General features: G+C 73.2%; 11 protein-coding genes and 2 tRNA genes. 3 read left to right on the top strand and 10 right to left on the bottom strand.

From position 1 onward, the window contains the following. Positions 1-180 precede the first annotated feature (180 nt). The 3 genes from EV567_RS00360 to EV567_RS00350 form a co-directional block, all read right to left on the bottom strand. Complete coding sequence (locus EV567_RS00360) at positions 181-828, bottom strand: IclR family transcriptional regulator (RefSeq protein ID WP_130436539.1); 648 nt, start codon at positions 826-828, stop codon at positions 181-183. Between the two features lie 291 nt (positions 829-1,119). Continuing rightward, positions 1,120-2,907 (bottom strand): DEAD/DEAH box helicase, encoded by a 1,788-nt coding sequence (locus EV567_RS00355; RefSeq protein WP_130436538.1) that lies wholly within the window; start codon positions 2,905-2,907, stop codon positions 1,120-1,122. Between the two features lie 417 nt (positions 2,908-3,324). Beyond that, the gene (locus tag EV567_RS00350) at positions 3,325-4,755 is read right to left on the bottom strand and encodes an MFS transporter (protein ID WP_130436537.1); all 1,431 of its coding nucleotides are present in this window, start codon (positions 4,753-4,755) and stop codon (positions 3,325-3,327) included. Between the two features lie 209 nt (positions 4,756-4,964). Here EV567_RS00350 and EV567_RS27725 point away from each other — a divergent pair. Together EV567_RS27725 and EV567_RS00345 are read left to right on the top strand one after the other, a co-directional pair. Beyond that, positions 4,965-5,063 (top strand) — tRNA-OTHER (locus EV567_RS27725). Between the two features lie 22 nt (positions 5,064-5,085). Further along, positions 5,086-5,160: transfer RNA gene (locus EV567_RS00345), tRNA-Cys, on the top strand. 21 nt (positions 5,161-5,181) lie between these two features. On the opposite strand, the gene EV567_RS00340 is transcribed toward EV567_RS00345, so the two are convergent. The 7 genes from EV567_RS00340 to EV567_RS00310 all read right to left on the bottom strand — a co-directional run bounded on the left by EV567_RS00340 (position 5,182) and on the right by EV567_RS00310 (position 13,651). After that, positions 5,182-5,829 carry a tetratricopeptide repeat protein gene (locus EV567_RS00340; protein ID WP_130436536.1) on the bottom strand — a complete coding sequence of 216 codons (648 nt, stop codon included), beginning with the start codon at positions 5,827-5,829 and terminating at the stop codon, positions 5,182-5,184. 42 nt (positions 5,830-5,871) lie between these two features. Then, entirely contained in the window at positions 5,872-7,062 is a 1,191-nt protein-coding gene (locus EV567_RS00335) for an SUKH-4 family immunity protein (protein ID WP_130436535.1), read from the bottom strand. A 252-nt stretch (positions 7,063-7,314) separates the two neighbouring features. Then, on the bottom strand, positions 7,315-9,624 hold the full coding sequence (locus EV567_RS00330) for a xanthine dehydrogenase family protein molybdopterin-binding subunit (RefSeq protein ID WP_130436534.1): 2,310 nt from the start codon (positions 9,622-9,624) through the stop codon (positions 7,315-7,317). Continuing rightward, complete coding sequence (locus EV567_RS00325) at positions 9,621-11,441, bottom strand: 2Fe-2S iron-sulfur cluster-binding protein (protein WP_130436533.1); 1,821 nt, start codon at positions 11,439-11,441, stop codon at positions 9,621-9,623. The genes EV567_RS00330 and EV567_RS00325 overlap by 4 nt, the downstream gene beginning before the upstream one ends. Continuing rightward, positions 11,438-12,331: a xanthine dehydrogenase family protein subunit M gene (locus EV567_RS00320; protein WP_130436532.1), complete on the bottom strand. Its 894-nt coding sequence runs from the start codon at positions 12,329-12,331 to the stop codon at positions 11,438-11,440. The genes EV567_RS00325 and EV567_RS00320 overlap by 4 nt, the downstream gene beginning before the upstream one ends. A 433-nt stretch (positions 12,332-12,764) precedes the next feature. After that, positions 12,765-13,049, bottom strand: a complete 285-nt coding sequence (locus EV567_RS00315; RefSeq protein ID WP_130436531.1) for a DUF3039 domain-containing protein — start codon at positions 13,047-13,049, stop codon at positions 12,765-12,767. A 29-nt stretch (positions 13,050-13,078) separates the two neighbouring features. Next, complete coding sequence (locus tag EV567_RS00310; protein WP_130436530.1) at positions 13,079-13,651, bottom strand: YqgE/AlgH family protein; 573 nt, start codon at positions 13,649-13,651, stop codon at positions 13,079-13,081. Between the two features lie 265 nt (positions 13,652-13,916). On the opposite strand from EV567_RS00310, the gene murA reads away from it, so the two are divergent. Next, the gene (gene murA / locus EV567_RS00305) at positions 13,917-15,257 is read left to right on the top strand and encodes a UDP-N-acetylglucosamine 1-carboxyvinyltransferase (protein ID WP_130436529.1); all 1,341 of its coding nucleotides are present in this window, start codon (positions 13,917-13,919) and stop codon (positions 15,255-15,257) included. Positions 15,258-15,290 lie beyond the last annotated feature (33 nt).

Below are 15,290 nucleotides of genomic sequence, written 5' to 3'. Positions count from 1 at the left end.
GCAGCTGCGGGCAATCGTGCCGCTGGGGCGATGGGGGTCCCCCCGGTCGAGCGAAGCCCGAGAGTGGGGGAGGGTGGGCGCAGCGGCACCCCCAGCGCCGGGCGCGTCCCCTTCCCCCGGCCCACACCGACCCGGGGCCACGCTCACGCAAGGCTCACCGCACCCCCGTACAGCCGGCGGTCATCGCAACGCCTCCGCCACCTCCCGCGCCGCATCCATCACCCGCTGCCCCACCCGCTCAGGCACCGCATCCGTCAACATCACCACCCCCACACTCCCCTCGACCCCCGTGACCCCCAGCAGAGGAGCCGCGGCCCCGCTGGCCCCCGCCTCCAACTCCCCGTGCGTCAAGGTGTATCCGGGCCCCGCCCCGCCCCCCGCCCGCTGCCGCGCCGAGAGAATCGCCTTCCCGGCCGCCCCCCGGTCCAACGGGTGCCGGAACCCGGCCCGGTACGCCACGTGGTAGTCCGTCCACGACGGCTCGACCACCGCGACGGCCAGCGCCTCCGCCCCGTCGACGAGCGTGAGATGCGCCGTCGCGCCGATGTCCTCGGCCAGTGCCCGCAGCGCCGGCAGCGCCGCCTCCCGTACCAGCGGATGCACCTGCCGGCCGAGCCGCAGCACCCCGAGCCCCACGCGGGCCCGCCCGCCCAGATCACGTCGTACGAGCGCGTGCTGCTCCAGCGTGGCCAGCAAGCGGTACACGACGGTCCGGTTCACGCCCAGCTTGTTGGACAGCTCGGTGACGGTGAGCCCGTGGTCGGTGTCGGCCAGCAACTTGAGGACTTTCAGTCCTCTGTCGAGTGTCTGGGAGGTCTCCGCGGTCACGACGCCCACTCCTTAAGTGGTGAGGTCGGCAACCCCCGTCGCGGCGGATGCGTCACAGAGTCCCGTCAGTGACGCGCTTCAGAGGCCGCCGATCGACAGACGGGCCCGGCGTGTCCGGGACCGGTCGCTTCACGGCTGCGCTCCGCGGCGGCGCTGCCACGGGGCGTGTGCGTAGCGGGACATTAGCGAAGCGGGTTCGCTCAGCGGAAGACTTTGTCCAGAATCCGGTCAATGGCCGGTATGGATCTCCCGCGTTTTGTCCTGATAAGACGGCACGCCGGTGACGCGGCGTCACTTCATCCGCGTCGCCCATTCCTGCACCTTGGCGATCCGCTGCCGCAGCTGCCCCGCCGTCGCCTCGGCGCTCGCCGGCCCCCCGCACACCCGCCGCAGCTCGGTGTGGATCACGCCGTGCGGCTTGCCGCTCTGGTGGACGTACGCGCCGACCAGGTTGTTGAGCTGCCGGCGCAGCTCCATCATCTCCTTGTGCGAGACCACCGGCCGCCGCTCGGCCGGCAGCTCCAGCAGGTCGGCCTCGTCGTCCGGCTTCTTCTTGCTGTGCGCGATCTGCTTGGCCTGCCGCTTCTGGAGCAGCAGTTGCACCTGCTCGGGCTCCAGCAGCCCCGGGATGCCGAGGTAGTCCTGCTCCTCCTCGCTGCCCGGGTGGGCCTGCATGCCGAACTCGGCCCCGTTGTACATGACCCGGTCGAAGACGGCCTCGGACTCCAGCGCCTCGAAGGAGAACTGCTCCTGCTCGCCGGTGTCCTCGTCCTGCTCCCGGTTCGCCTCGTCCATCTCCTTCTCGGACTCGGCGTACGGGTCCTCGTCCTCGCCGCCCTTCTTGGGCTTGTCGAGGACGTGGTCCCGCTCGCGTTCCATCTCGTTGGCGAAGCCGAGCAGGTCGGGCACGGTGGGCAGGAACACGGAGGCGGTCTCGCCGCGCCGCCGGGACCGTACGAAACGGCCCACGGCCTGGGCGAAGAACAGCGGCGTCGAGATCGTCGTCGCGTACACGCCGACGGCGAGGCGCGGCACGTCGACGCCCTCGGACACCATGCGCACCGCGACCATCCACCGGTCGGTACTGGCGCTGAACTCGTCGATCCTGTTGGACGCGCCCGCGTCGTCGGACAGGACGAGGGTCGCCTTGTGGCCGGTGATCTCGCGGATCAGCTTGGCGTAGGCGCGCGCCGACTCCTGGTCGGAGGCGATGACGAGGGCGCCGGCGTCCGGGATGGCCTTGCGGACCTCGGTGAGCCGCTGGTCCGCGGCGCGCAGCACGCTCGGCATCCACTCGCCGCGCGGGTCCAGCGCCGTACGCCAGGCCTGGCTGACGGCGTCCTTGGTCATCGGCTCGCCGAGCCGGGCGGCGATCTCGTCGCCGGCCTTGGTGCGCCAGCGCATGTTGCCGCTGTACGACATGAAGATCACGGGCCGGACGACGTGGTCGGCGAGCGCGTTGCCGTAGCCGTAGGTGTAGTCGGCGGCCGAGCGGCGGATGCCGTCGTTGCCCTCCTCGTACGTGACGAAGGGGATGGGGTTGGTGTCGGAGCGGAACGGGGTTCCGGTGAGCGCGAGACGGCGGGTGGCCGGCTCGAACGCCTCCAGGCAGGCCTCGCCCCAGGACTTGGAGTCGCCGGCGTGGTGGATCTCGTCGAGGATGACGAGCGTCTTGCGCTGCTCGCTGCGGTTGCGGTGCAGCATCGGCCGTACGCCGACGCCCGCGTAGGTGACGGCGACGCCGTGGTAGTCCTTGCTCAGCGGGCCGGCGCTGTACTCGGGGTCCAGCCGGATGCCTATCCGCGCGGCGGCCTCCGCCCACTGCTTCTTCAGGTGCTCGGTCGGCGCGACGACGGTCACCTGCTGCACGACGTGGTGGTGCAGCAGCCAGGAGGCGAGGGTGAGCGCGAAGGTCGTCTTGCCGGCGCCGGGGGTGGCGACGGCGAGGAAGTCGCGGGGCTGCTCCTGGATGTACTTGTCCATCGCCCCCTGCTGCCAGGCGCGCAGCTTGCTGGCGGTGCCCCAGGGGGCGCGGCCGGGGAAGGCGGGAGAGAGGTGGTGCGAGGTGGAGGCAGACATGGGTGCGGGCCCGGAGGGCCCTCCGTTGAGGGTGGTGGTGGGTGACGGGCGGGCGGTAGTCACGGTCTCCGGTTCGGGGCTCGGGCGGCTCGGCTGCTTCGCTGCGTCGGCTGTGTCTGTGTGTCGGCGGTGTCCGTGCGTCCGCTTCCTCGAAGTGGGGCAGCGGCCGACGACCGGGCCACCCTACCGGCGGTGCCGCGCCGCCGACGCGCGGACTGCGCCGGGGCGGACGCGGGTGCGACGCACCTCACACGCTCGTTCGGAGAGGTCGATGTCCGGACGCGACCGCGCGTCGTCGGGCGCCGGGAACGCCACGGACGACGTCACGCGGTGCGCTTGTTCCGGCGAACGAACGGGCGGTCGAACACGGCGGTCGAGGGCCGGCGCACGGCCGACCCCGGTGGCCCCGCGCACCGCTCAGGCGACCCGCAGCCGCGTGGTCACCCACGCCCCCACCAGTGCCACCCCCGCCATCGGCAGGAACACGGCGGCGAACGCGGCCGGGTGCGAGCCGGAGGCCTCGGTGGCCGCGTGCGTGACGGTCCCGCCGCCGAGCGCCGCGAAGGCGGCCCCGCCCGCCGACAGCAGCACCACGTTGGACAGCCCGTCCGATATCTGGAGCGCGGCGGAGTTGGTGCCGGCCTCCTCCGGGGCGGACAGCTGGAGCAGCAGCACGCTGCTGGAGGAGATCACCAGCCCCATCCCGAAGCAGCCGAAGGCCCAGGCGACCGCGACGGACCAGGCCGGCACGCCGTCGACGAGCACGCTCGGCGCGGCGGCTATCGCGGCCGCCACCAGCACCATCCCCACGGTCATCAGCCGCTCCCGGTAGGGCTCCACCCGCGGCCGTGACTGCACCCAGGACCCCAGTGCCCAGGTCCCGCCGCCGGCGGCGAGCGAGAACCCGGCCAGGGTGGGGCTCAGGCCCCGCTGGGTGACCAGCATCAGCGGCACGAACGACTCGGCGGCGATGAACGACCCCGCGGCGACCCCGCGCAGCAGCACGACCGACGGAAGGCCGCGGGCCGCCCGGTAGGTGCCGCGCGGCAGCAGCCCGAGGACGGCCGGCACGAGCAGCGCGACGCCCGCGAGGGCGGGCAGGACGGACAGGGGACGCAGATCCTGCGCGGCGTACTGGAGCAGTCCGGCGCCGAGGGAGATACCGAGGGCGAGCCGGATGCGGCGGCGGTCGAAGGAGGCGCCCTCGGCCCCGTCGACCGGGCCGGCGGCCCGTCGCCGTATCTGCGGCAGGGCGAGGGCCAGCGGGAACACGACGAGGAGGGGGATGCCGACGAACACCCACCGCCAGCCGAGGTGCTCGGTCACCGCACCTGAGGCGAGCGGTCCGACGATCGACGGCACGACCCAGCTCGCCGCGAACGCCGCCATGATCGCCGGCCGCAGCCGCACGGGGTAAGCCCGGCCGACGACGACGTACAGGGCGACGATGACCAGCCCGCCGCCGAACCCCTGCACGGCCCGCCCGAGGATGAACAGCCACATGACCCCGGCGGTGCCGGACACCATGAGCCCGGCGGCGAAGGCGGCGATCCCCGAGGTCAGCGCGCCCAGCGGCCCGCGCCGGTCGGACCACTGCCCGGCCAGCACCATCCCGAACAGGCTGGTGGTGAAGTACCCGGAGAACGCGAACGCGTAGAGCCCGACCCCGTTCAACTCCCGTGCCGCCACCGGCATCGCGGTCCCCACGGCGGTCGCCTCGAACGCGATCAGCAACACGACGGAGACGATCCCCACACTGAGCGCCCGATACGACCGCCCGAGCACGGTCTCACCGCCGGACGGCACGTGGTCGGCGACATCGGTGTCATGGGGTTCGAGGAGGGCCATGCCCGCCAGAGTAAGGTCCACAGCGGCCATTGACACCTGTCGGGAGACGGAGCACCCCTGCACCGTTGGTCGTAAGACCTTTCCGGCCTTCCATGAACGGCGTATGGCAGTCCTGTTGCACCGGCCCCGCTCCCCTTGAGCCGAACTCCCCCGCCTCCTACGGTCATTACACGCAGTCCAACAGGGCGAAGCCCAACAGAACTGCCGAACGGCCGTGTGCCCGAGCGGTTCAGGGGCTCGCCTGCGCTGCACCCGACAGCGAGCTCCGCTCGCGGGGAGCTACGTGGGTCCGAATCCCACCACGGCAAAGAGGAACAGCAGTACCCGTACGGCCGTGTGCCCGAGTGGTTCAGGGGCTCGCCTGCAAAGCGAGTTACGTGGGTTCGAATCCCGCCACGGCCTCCAAGTGAAGGACGGCGCTCAGGATCAGGAGTGGATGACCGCGCGAGCTTGCTCGATCCACTCGCTGACGGCCTTGGCACCGCAGCTTTCTGCGACCGACTGGGCCTCTTCGAGGTGGCGGACCGCCTGTGATGAGGCGCCGGTCTCGAACGCGAGGTAGGCCAGTGCCACCAGGCCGGCCGCTTCTCCGGCCGTGAAGCCGATCTCCCGGCGCAGTGTCACCGATTCGGTCAGCCGCTCGCGGGCCTGGTCGAAGTGGCCCGCGTCCCTGTCCGCGAAGCCGAGATGGCGAACCGCATAGGACATCGTCATCCGGTCGTCGACGGACTTCGCAAGCGCGTACGACCGCTCGAAGTACGGCCTGCCGGTGGCGCCGTCGCCCTTGACGACCTGATGCCAGCAGCCGATCCAGAACAACGCCTCCGCCTCCCCCGACGCCTCCCCCAGACGCTCGTACAACTCGGCCGCGCGCTCGAACAGCACGAGTTCCTCGCTGTTCTCCTCGCGGTCATTGAGGAAGCGGACGTGCAGCACCTTGCCCCGCGCCATGCAAAGCGGCGCCTCGACCGCGTCCAGCACGTCATCGGACCGCTCGAGCGCGGACCTGTCTCCGCCGAACATCGCTGCTTCGAACAGCGCTCCGGCCTGTTCGGTCCAGTCCTGCCCTTGCATACTCCGCCCCTCCCTGTCGAACGATGGTAGTGCCGAAAACCTTCAGACCGCGCTGCGCAGGCCCCCGTCCGCTTCGTCCGCGAACACGCTCGGCCAGTAGCACCGGCCGTAGTCCTCCCGGGCCGCCGCCGGCGTGCGCGCGCAGGCCAGCGGGTCCAGGGTGGCGAGGGTCCGGGTGAGGGTGGCGGCAAGCTGGTCGTAGGCCTCGGTGAGGTCGTGGTCGGCGTCCAGGGTCTTCGCTCGGTGGATCAGCCAGAGGGTGACGGCGAGGGTGGAGACGTCGGCGTTCAGGGGCCGCAGCGCCGACGCCTCCCCGGACCAGGTCAGGACCGCGCCCGTGGTGCCGTCCAGGACCAGGCTGACGCCGTCGGACAGCGCGCCGAGGCGTATCAAGTGGGCGGCTTCGGCGGGGAGTCGGGTGTGGCCGTCGTCCGCGTGGTGGTCGGCGAGGGTGGGCAGCGGGGCGTCGGTGTCCAGGGCGAACCAGACGCACTCCTCCGGCAGGCCCACCTCCGCCAGGAAACGGCGGGTCGGCTCGTGGGTGAGGGCGGACGGGAAGTCGACGTCCTCGAAGCGGACGACGGCGCGGGAGCCGAACTCGTCGTCCAGGAGGCGGGGCGGGAGGTCCAGGGCCAGGTCCGAGCGGGTGCCCGGGCCCGCGATCAGGGCGAGGGGCCGTATCACCGCGATCAGACGCCAGAACGGCGGCACCTCGCCGTGCGCCCCCGCCTCGTACAGCGCGAGGAGCTGGGCGGAGGCCTGCGCCACCGCCTCGGGGCCGTAACGCCCCGCGTAGGCGGCGAACTGACCACGCAGCGCCGCCAGTTCGTCGGCCGCCGTCGCGAAGCGCACGAGCGTCTCCAGGGACGGCGCGAGCGGGCGGCGGTCCATCAGGTGGGGGCGGTCGTGGAGGAAGTACGTCGTCGTGATCTCGCCGGTGGAGCCGTCGAGCAGCACCGACTCCCCGCGCGGGCCGCCGGACCCGGCGAGCCCGCCTATGACGAGCTGTTCGCTCAGGCCGGCCGCCATGCCGCCGTCCGGTTCGCCCGTGGAGTCGCCCACGGTGCGCAGTCCGTCCGCGCGGAGCGCGTCGAAGGTCAGCAGGCCGCCGACGCCCGGCAGTCCGGGCCCGGTCAGCCAGCGGCGCGTCGGCGCGTGCGTGACGTACGGGTCCAGCTCGGAGTCGGTGAAGGTGATCACCGCCGTGCCGGCGGCGGTACCGGTCGTGCCCATGTGGTTCCCCCGTGCGTGAAGTGTGCCGTCCCGGCGGCGGCCCGCGTCGCCGCGCCCGCCGCCGTCCCACTTCCCCGAACACTACGCGGCACCACTGACAACGGCCCTCGCCCGGGAAGACGTCACCGCGCCCGAGATCGTTCCCGTCTCAGGGCACCTCACGGGATTCACCCCGGCCGTCCCCGCTCTCCCGCCCGGCGGGCGCCGGGAGGGTTCACGTGAAGCAGACCCCGCCCGGCACCACCTGGTCGCTCACTGCCCCGTCACCACCGCCGCCTGCGGCCTTATCGGGAGGCGGTTGACGGGACGGCCGGTGGCGGCGCGCACCGCCGAGGCGATGGCCGCGGGGGACGTCACCACCGGGACCGCGCTGGCCGCCTTCGCGCCGAACGGGGCGACCACGTCGCGCTCCTCGACCAGTTTGACGATCCGGATGTCGGGCGCGTCCAGGGCGGTCGGCAGGGCGTAGCCGGTGAGGTCGGGGTGGCGGACGAGACCGCGCGGGGTGCGCAGGTTCTCGGTGAGCGCGATGCCGACGCCCTGGGTGACGCCCGCCTCGATGCGGGCGGTCAGCTGCGCCGGGTTCAGGATCCGGCCGACGTCCTGGGCGACCGCCAGCTCCACCACCCGCACCGAGCCCAGCTCGATGTCGACGTCGACCACCGCGCGGACCGCGCAGAAGGCGAGCCCGACGAAGGCGTCGCCCTGGCCGGACGCGTCGAGCGGCTCGGTCGGGTGGGGGCGGCACTGGGCCGTCGCCCACAGCTCCTTGCCGTGCAGCTCCTCGGCGACCGTGGTCGACAGGACGCCGTCGTACGAGGTGATCTTGCCGTCGGTGATCTGGAGCAGCTCGGTGGACATGCCGAACTTGTGCGCGAGGGGCTGGAGCAGCTGGGTGCGGACCATCTTGGCCGCGCGTTCCACCGCGCCGCCGGACACCCATGTGTGCCGGCCGTGGCAGCTGGCGCCGGCGGGCGGCTGGTCGGTGTCGACGGGCGCCACGTGCACCTCGTCGACGCCCAGGGTCTCCTGGACGATCTGGCGGGCGAGGGTGGTGAAGCCCTGCCCGGTCTCCACCGCCGCGCACAGCACGGTCGCGACGCCGTCCAGGACCTTGACGGTGGCCGTGGAAACCTCGTCCGCGCCCTCGGCGCCGAGCATGTGCACCATGCCCAGGCCGTAGCCGACGCCCCGGCGCACCGCGCCGGGTTCGCCCGCGCCCTCGGGGCCGCCGGGCAGCAGCCAGTCCTCCTCGGGGGTGTCCTTCGGCAGCGGCGGCAGGGGGAACTCCTGCACCGCTTGGAGGAGTTCGGCGACGGGCGCGGGGCAGGTCACCGTCTGACCGGTCGGCAGCACGTCCCCGGTCGCCATGACGTTGCGCAGGCGCAGCTCCGCCGGGTCGACGCCGAGCTTCTTGGCCAGCTTGTCCATCTGCGCCTCGTAGGCGGCGCAGACCTGCATCGCGCCCTCGCCCCGGACGTGCCCGGAGGGCGGGTTGTTGGTGCGCACGGCCCAGCCCTCGATGAAGGCGTTGGGGACGACGTAGGGGCCGCAGGCGAAGGAGACGGCGGCGGCCAGGGCCTCGGCGGAGGTGTCGGCGTAGGCGCCGGCGTCGAGCAGGATCTGCGCCTCGACCTTGACGAGCCGGCCCTCGGCGTCGGCGTGGTGGCGGTATCTGAGCAGGGTGGGGTGGCGGTGGGCGTGGCCGAGGAAGGACTCCTCGCGGGTCGCCGTGAGCTTCACCGGGCAGCCCGTGCGCAGGGCGAGCAGGCCGAGCGGGAGCTGGAAGCCCTGGTCCTCGCGGTCGGCGGTGGCGCCGGGCACACCGGTGACCACGATCTTCACCCGATCGGGTGTCAGCCCGAAGCAGGCGGCGGCGGTGTCGCGGTCGCTGTGCGGGTCGGTGGAGGCGAGGTACAGCTCCACGCCGCCGTCGGGGCGGGGCACCGCGAGGCCGGCCTCGGCGCCGATGGGGGCGGGGTCGGCGCGGCCGATGCGGTACTGGCCCTCGACGACGACCTCGCCGGCCGCGGAGGGGTCTCCGTGGTGCAGCGGGATGTGCCGGATGAGGTTGCCGTCGGGGTGCAGCGACTCCGCCTCGAAGGCGAGTTCCGGGTCGACGACCGGGTCGAGGACCTCGTACTCGACGATGACGGCCGCGGCGGCCATGCGCGCGGTGTCGGGATGGTCGGCGGCGACGGCGGCGATGGGCTCGCCGTGGTGGCGCACGACCTCGGAGGCGAACACCGGGCGGTCGGCCGTGCCCCGGCCGTGCAGCGCGCTGCCGGGGACGTCCTCGTGGGTGACGACGGCCCGCACGCCGGGCATCTCGCGCGCGTGGGAGGTGTCGATGGAGACGATGCGCGCGTGCGCGTGCGGGGAGCGCAGGACGGCTGCCCAGAGCAGGCCCTCGGCCCACAGGTCGGCCGCGTAGGGGAAGGTGCCCTCCGTCTTGGCGCGCGTGTCGGCGGGGGGCAGTGAGACGCCGAGGCCGTGCGGGATCGGCTCGGGGGCCGGGGCGGCCTCCGCGGGGCTCGTCGCGGTGGCTGCTTCGTTGGTCACGCCTGGCCTCCGTCCTGGCCCTGTCCGTACACCGGGTCGTGCGGATGGGGCTGTGCCGGGTTCTCGAACGCCGACGGGTGGACGCCGCCCGCGCCCGGACCCGCCTGGTGCGGGATACGTGCCTCGTCGCCGTCCGTCTCAGCGTCCGCGGCGGCGTGCGCCTCGCGTTCGTCGACGACGTCCTGGACGGCCCGCAGGACGCCCCGGTAGCCGGAGCAGCGGCACAGGTTGCCGCAGAGCGCCTGGCGGGCCTCCAGCTCGGTGGGGGCGGGGTTGCCCTCCAGCAGGTCGTGCACGGTCATCGCCATGCCGGGCACGCAGAATCCGCACTGCACCGCCCCGCACCGGGCGAGCGCCCGCTGCACGTCGGAGGGCTGTCCGTCGACGGCGAGGCCCTCCACGGTGCGGACCTCGCTGCCGGCGGTGGTGACGGCGGGGACCAGGCAGGAGGCGACGAGGCGGCCGTCCACCTGGACGTTGCAGGCCCCGCACTCGCCTTGCGAGCAGCCGTCCTTGGCGCCCGCGAGTCCGAGCCGCTCACGCAGGACGTAGAGCAGGGACTCGCCGATCCACGCGTCGGTGACCGGGCGGTCGGAGCCGTTCACGCGTAGCACGTAGGAGGCGAGGGGGTGGTCCTCGTGGAAGGGCGGCCGGCCGGCGTCGGCGTCCTCCTGCGGGTGGACGCCGTGGCCGTCGTCCACGCGCGTGGACGACGCGGTGTCGTCGCCGGCGTCGGGCGCGTCGGCCGCGGACCGTGGAGCGGCGGATTCCGGCTCCGCGTCGTCGGCGGACGGCTCGGAGTGCGGGTGGCCCGCGTCCGAGGCCCGCGGGTCCTCCGGGGCGTCCGCCTCCGGTGCGGTTTCAGCGTCTCGTACGGCGTCCGGGTCGTGTGGGCCGTCCTCGTCCCGCACGGCGTCGACGTCACGTCCGGAGTCCGGGTCGTGCACGCCTTCCGCGGCCGCGGAGGGCTCGGTGTCGGCGTAGGGCTCGTGCGGGCCGCCGTACGGGCCCTCAGGGCCCTTGTAGGCCTCTTCCTCGCCCCCGGGGGCCTCGGGCGTCCCGTAGGCGGTCTCGTGGCGTTCCACGGCGTGCGCGCCGTCCTCGTCGCCGGCCCGGGGGGCGGGCGCGAACAGGGAGACGTCGTCGGCGTGCCGCTCGGGCGCCGCCGCACGGCCGGAACGGTCGGCGTTCTCCGGCTGCGGATCCCACGGCTGCGCCGACGGGTCGGCCGCGTCGTGCGCCGGTGTCGTCGCCCAGGGCGCGGGCGCGCCGCCGGGCAGGGTGGCCGGGGGCGCGCTGCCCCACTGTTCGACCAGGGCCGAGGTGGTGAACTCGCCCGACTCGTCGGGGAGGTCGCCGCCCGCGACGGGAATGGACCACTGCCCGGTCACGTCATGGCCGGGCGCGGGGGCCGCGGGGGTCTCCTCGAACGTCCACTGCCCGGTCGAGCCCGGGTTGTACGTGAACCGGTCGTCACCCACGCTCGACCCGCTCGCGGGGGCCGGCCACTCGGCGCCGCCGACCGGGGACGGCCACGCGCCCGCGCCGCCCGCGTCGGTGTCGGGCCGGTCGGGCGCCGCCGTGATCCGCGGCGGGACGTAGCCGTGTCCGGGAGCCGCCAGCGGGCTCTCCCCGCGCGCGGCCAGGAGGGCGTCCACGCCGCCCTCGGGGAGCTTCACGAAGGCGGTGGCGCCGTCGTCGTAGTCGCCCTGGGGCAGCGGGTCCCAACGGCCCGCGCCCTGGGGCGCGCCCTGGCCCTGTCCGTGGTCCTGTCCGTGCTGGTGCCCGTGGTCCTGTCCGTGCTGGTCGTCGGTCACGACAGCGCCCTCCCCAGTGCTCGTCGGGCCAGCGCGGCGACGGTGCGCCGCAGGTGCAGTACGGCGGGCGGCAGCGGCTGCACGGAGCCGTCCTCGGCCGGGACCGGGTCGGGGATGCAGGCGGCCGCCACGTACTCCCCGAAGGCGGTCAGGGCCTCGGGGACGATCGTGCGGCTGTTGTCCCAGTCGATCAGCTGGGCGACCCACTGCTCCGCCTCGAGGGGCCGCAGCGGCATCGGCGCTATCGCGCCGACGGCGCACCTGACGCCGCGCCGGGCGGGGTCGAGGACGAGGGCGACGGACGCGACGGCGCGCCCCGGGCCGGTGCGTCCGGTCGCCTTCAGGAAGACCTGGGGGGCGTGCAGCAGCGGCACGCGCACGTAGCCGATGAGTTCGCCGCCGCGCAGCATCTCCATGCCGGCCAGCAGATGCGACACCGGGATCTCGCGGCGTGCTCCGCCCTGGCCCGCGACGATCAGCGTCGCCTCCAGCGCGGCCAGCACGGGCAGCGCGTCGCCCGTGGGGGCGGCCGAGGCGATGTTGCCGCCCAGGGTGCCCGCGTTGCGGATGTGCGGGGGGCCGGCGGCGCGGGAGGCGGCGGCGAGCGCGGGGATGAGGGCGGCGAAGTCGGGGCGTCCCATGCGCGCGTGCGTGAGTCCGGCGCCGAGCAGGGCGTGGCCGTCCTGGTACTGCCAGCCGCGGATCTCGCTGATCCGGCCGAGGCCCACCAGGGCGGCGGGCCTGAGCTGCCCGGAGTTGACGGCGGCCATGAGGTCGGTGCCGCCGGCCACCGGTACGGCCGCGGGGTTCGCCGTGAGGGCCGCGACGGCCTCGTCCAACGACGTGGGCAGCGTGACGGCGTGCGCCGCCTGCGGTGCGTGCGTGCTCAAAACCGGCTGCCCCTTCCCGCTGCCCCACCTGGTCCCACCTGTGTTGCCGTACGGTACGTGCTGACAGGCCGGACGTGGCAACTCTGGCACATCTTCGCAAGGCCCGGACGCGGGGGTCCGCTAGGAGGCATTCGCCCATCTCATCGGGGAGATGAGCCGTTTTCGCACGGCATCGCCGGTGCGCTCGAATTGCCACTCTTCGGTGATCCCGCGGGGTTTCTCCCGTGCGCGGGGAGCCACTTGGCGAAGCGGCGGTCGAACCGCTCCCACGGCGCGGCCTCCGCGACCCTCGGACGCTTCACGGCCCCGCCCACCCCTGATCGCCCGTCAGAACGCGGGCAGCGGTCCGCGTCGTGATCTTGGCCGGATCCCGATCCGAGGCCGACGGCGCGCCGGGGCGCGGGAGCCGCGCCCGCCGGCGCGCGTCAGGCGGTCACTTGTCGCCCTTGCCGCCGTTGTCGTCGCCGCCGGAGCCCATGGACTCGTAGATCTCCTTGCACATGGGGCACACGGGGTACTTCTTCGGGTCGCGACCGGGCACCCAGACCTTGCCGCACAGCGCCACGACGGGGGTCCCGTCGAGAGCGCTCGCCATGATCTTGTCCTTCTGGACGTAGTGCGCGAAGCGCTCGTGGTCACCGTCACCGGAGGACACCTGCGGCGTCGGCTCTACGAGGGTCCCCGTACCGGTGCCGCGCTCGGGCTCAAGAGTGCTCATGGGCCCAAGGGTACTGAAGCTCACACCCATCAGTTGAGCGACGGGTCGTCCGGATAGGTGGCCACCATCGCCAGTTCGTTGCGCTGGCGGCGCAGCACCTCGCGCCAGAGTCTCTCCGGCTCCGGCGAGGAGACGTCGCCCGGCTCCGACTCGACGACGTACCAGGCGCCCTCCACCAGCTCGTCCTCCAGCTGGCCGGGGCCCCAGCCGGCGTACCCGGCGAAGATCCTCAGGGAGCCGAGAGCCGAGGCGAGCAGCTCGGGCGGGGCCTCCAGGTCCACGAGGCCGATCGCGCCGTGCACCCGCCGCCAGCCGAGGGGGGCGCCGTCGACGCCGGTGCCGCCGGGGATCACGGCCACGCCCAGCGCCGAGTCCAGGGAGACGGGGCCGCCCTGGAAGACGACGCCCGGCTCGCCGGTGAGGTCCGCCCAGTCCTCGAGGATGTCGCCCACGCCCACCGGCGTCGGACGGTTGAGGACGACGCCGAGCGAGCCCTCCTCGTCGTGGTCGAGGAGGAGCACCACCGCACGGTCGAAGTTCGGGTCCGCCAGGGCGGGGGTTGCCACGAGCAGCCGCCCTGTGAGCGAGGACACCTCGGTCATGCCAGACATGATCCCGCATCTTCCCCCGGAGTGGGGAGGCAATGCGGCGTCGGGGGTGAGGGGCAGGTGGGGGGCGTGGAGGCGGGTAGGGCACACGCGCGTGGCGGCGGTCTCACGGTGACCTTGCGTGGCCGGTGGGAAACGGTTCGTGTTGTGACACAGCCATGACCTTCCTGAGCGCCTCCTGGGCTTACGGGACAAGGGCACTCGGCGATTACCCTGTCTCTCTCCAGCCCTGCTCCACCTTCCATGGAACGCGAGATACATGACCGTCAACGACGATGTCCTCCTTGTCCACGGCGGAACCCCGCTCGAGGGCGAGATCCGTGTCCGCGGCGCGAAGAACCTCGTGCCCAAGGCCATGGTCGCCGCCCTGCTGGGCAGCGAGCCGAGTCGACTGCGCAACGTTCCGGACATCCGTGACGTGCGAGTCGTACGCGGCCTGCTGCAACTGCACGGCGTGACGGTCCGGCCGGGCGAGGAGCCGGGCGAGCTGGTGATGGACCCGACGTACGTCGAGAGCGCGAACGTCGCCGACATCGACGCGCACGCGGGCTCCAGCCGCATCCCGATCCTGTTCTGCGGCCCCCTGCTGCACCGTCTCGGCCACGCTTTCATCCCCGGCCTCGGCGGCTGCGACATCGGCGGCCGGCCGATCGACTTCCACTTCGACGTGCTGCGGCAGTTCGGCGCGAAGATCGAGAAGCGCGACGACGGTCAGTACCTGGAGGCCCCGCACCGGCTGCGCGGCACGAAGATCCGGCTGCCGTACCCGTCCGTGGGCGCGACCGAGCAGGTGCTGCTGACGGCCGTGCTCGCCGAGGGCGTCACGGAGCTCTCGAACGCGGCCGTGGAGCCGGAGATCGAGGACCTGATCTGCGTCCTGCAGAAGATGGGCGCCATCATCGCGATGGACACCGACCGGACGATCCGCATCACCGGTGTGGACAAGCTCGGCGGCTACGACCACCGCGCCCTCTCGGACCGCCTGGAGGCCGCCTCCTGGGCGTCCGCCGCGCTGGCGACCGAGGGCAACATCTACGTCCGCGGCGCTCAGCAGCGGTCGATGATGACGTTCCTGAACACCTACCGCAAGGTGGGCGGCGCCTTCCGCATCGACGACGAGGGCATCCGCTTCTGGCACCCCGGCGGCCAGCTGAAGTCCATCGCGCTGGAGACGGACGTCCACCCCGGCTTCCAGACCGACTGGCAGCAGCCGCTGGTCGTGGCGCTGACGCAGGCCACGGGTCTGTCGATCATCCACGAGACGGTGTACGAGTCGCGTCTCGGCTTCACCTCGGCGCTCAACCAGATGGGCGCGCACATCCAGCTCTACCGCGAGTGCCTGGGCGGCTCCGACTGCCGCTTCGGCCAGCGCAACTTCCTGCACTCCGCGGTCGTCTCCGGCCCCACGAAGCTCCAGGGCGCCGACCTGGTCATCCCGGACCTCCGCGGCGGCTTCTCCTACCTGATCGCCGCCCTCGCGGCCCAGGGCACGTCCCGCGTCCACGGAATCGACCTGATCAACCGGGGCTACGAGAACTTCATGGAGAAGTTGGTGGAACTGGGCGCGAAGGTCGAACTCCCGGGCAAGGCGCTCGGCTGACCCACCCGGCCCCACAACGCGCCGGCCAGGGCG

Origin of the sequence: Streptomyces sp. BK239, from assembly GCF_004217285.1 — a bacterium.
Lineage (GTDB): Bacteria > Actinomycetota > Actinomycetes > Streptomycetales > Streptomycetaceae > Streptomyces.
This window is presented reverse-complemented; position numbering and strand designations above follow the sequence as displayed.

Excerpts from the sequence above, each read along its gene's own strand:
- EV567_RS00355 (WP_130436538.1), bottom strand. The coding sequence starts at position 2,907 with ATGTCTGCCTCCACCTCGCACCACCTCTCTCCCGCCTTCCCCGGCCGC.
- EV567_RS00340 (WP_130436536.1), bottom strand. The coding sequence starts at position 5,829 with ATGCAAGGGCAGGACTGGACCGAACAGGCCGGAGCGCTGTTCGAAGCA.
- EV567_RS00335 (WP_130436535.1), bottom strand. The coding sequence starts at position 7,062 with ATGGGCACGACCGGTACCGCCGCCGGCACGGCGGTGATCACCTTCACC.
- murA (WP_130436529.1), top strand. The coding sequence starts at position 13,917 with ATGACCGTCAACGACGATGTCCTCCTTGTCCACGGCGGAACCCCGCTC.
- EV567_RS00310 (WP_130436530.1), bottom strand. The coding sequence starts at position 13,651 with ATGACCGAGGTGTCCTCGCTCACAGGGCGGCTGCTCGTGGCAACCCCC.
- EV567_RS00350 (WP_130436537.1), bottom strand. The coding sequence starts at position 4,755 with ATGGCCCTCCTCGAACCCCATGACACCGATGTCGCCGACCACGTGCCG.
- EV567_RS00315 (WP_130436531.1), bottom strand. The coding sequence starts at position 13,049 with ATGAGCACTCTTGAGCCCGAGCGCGGCACCGGTACGGGGACCCTCGTA.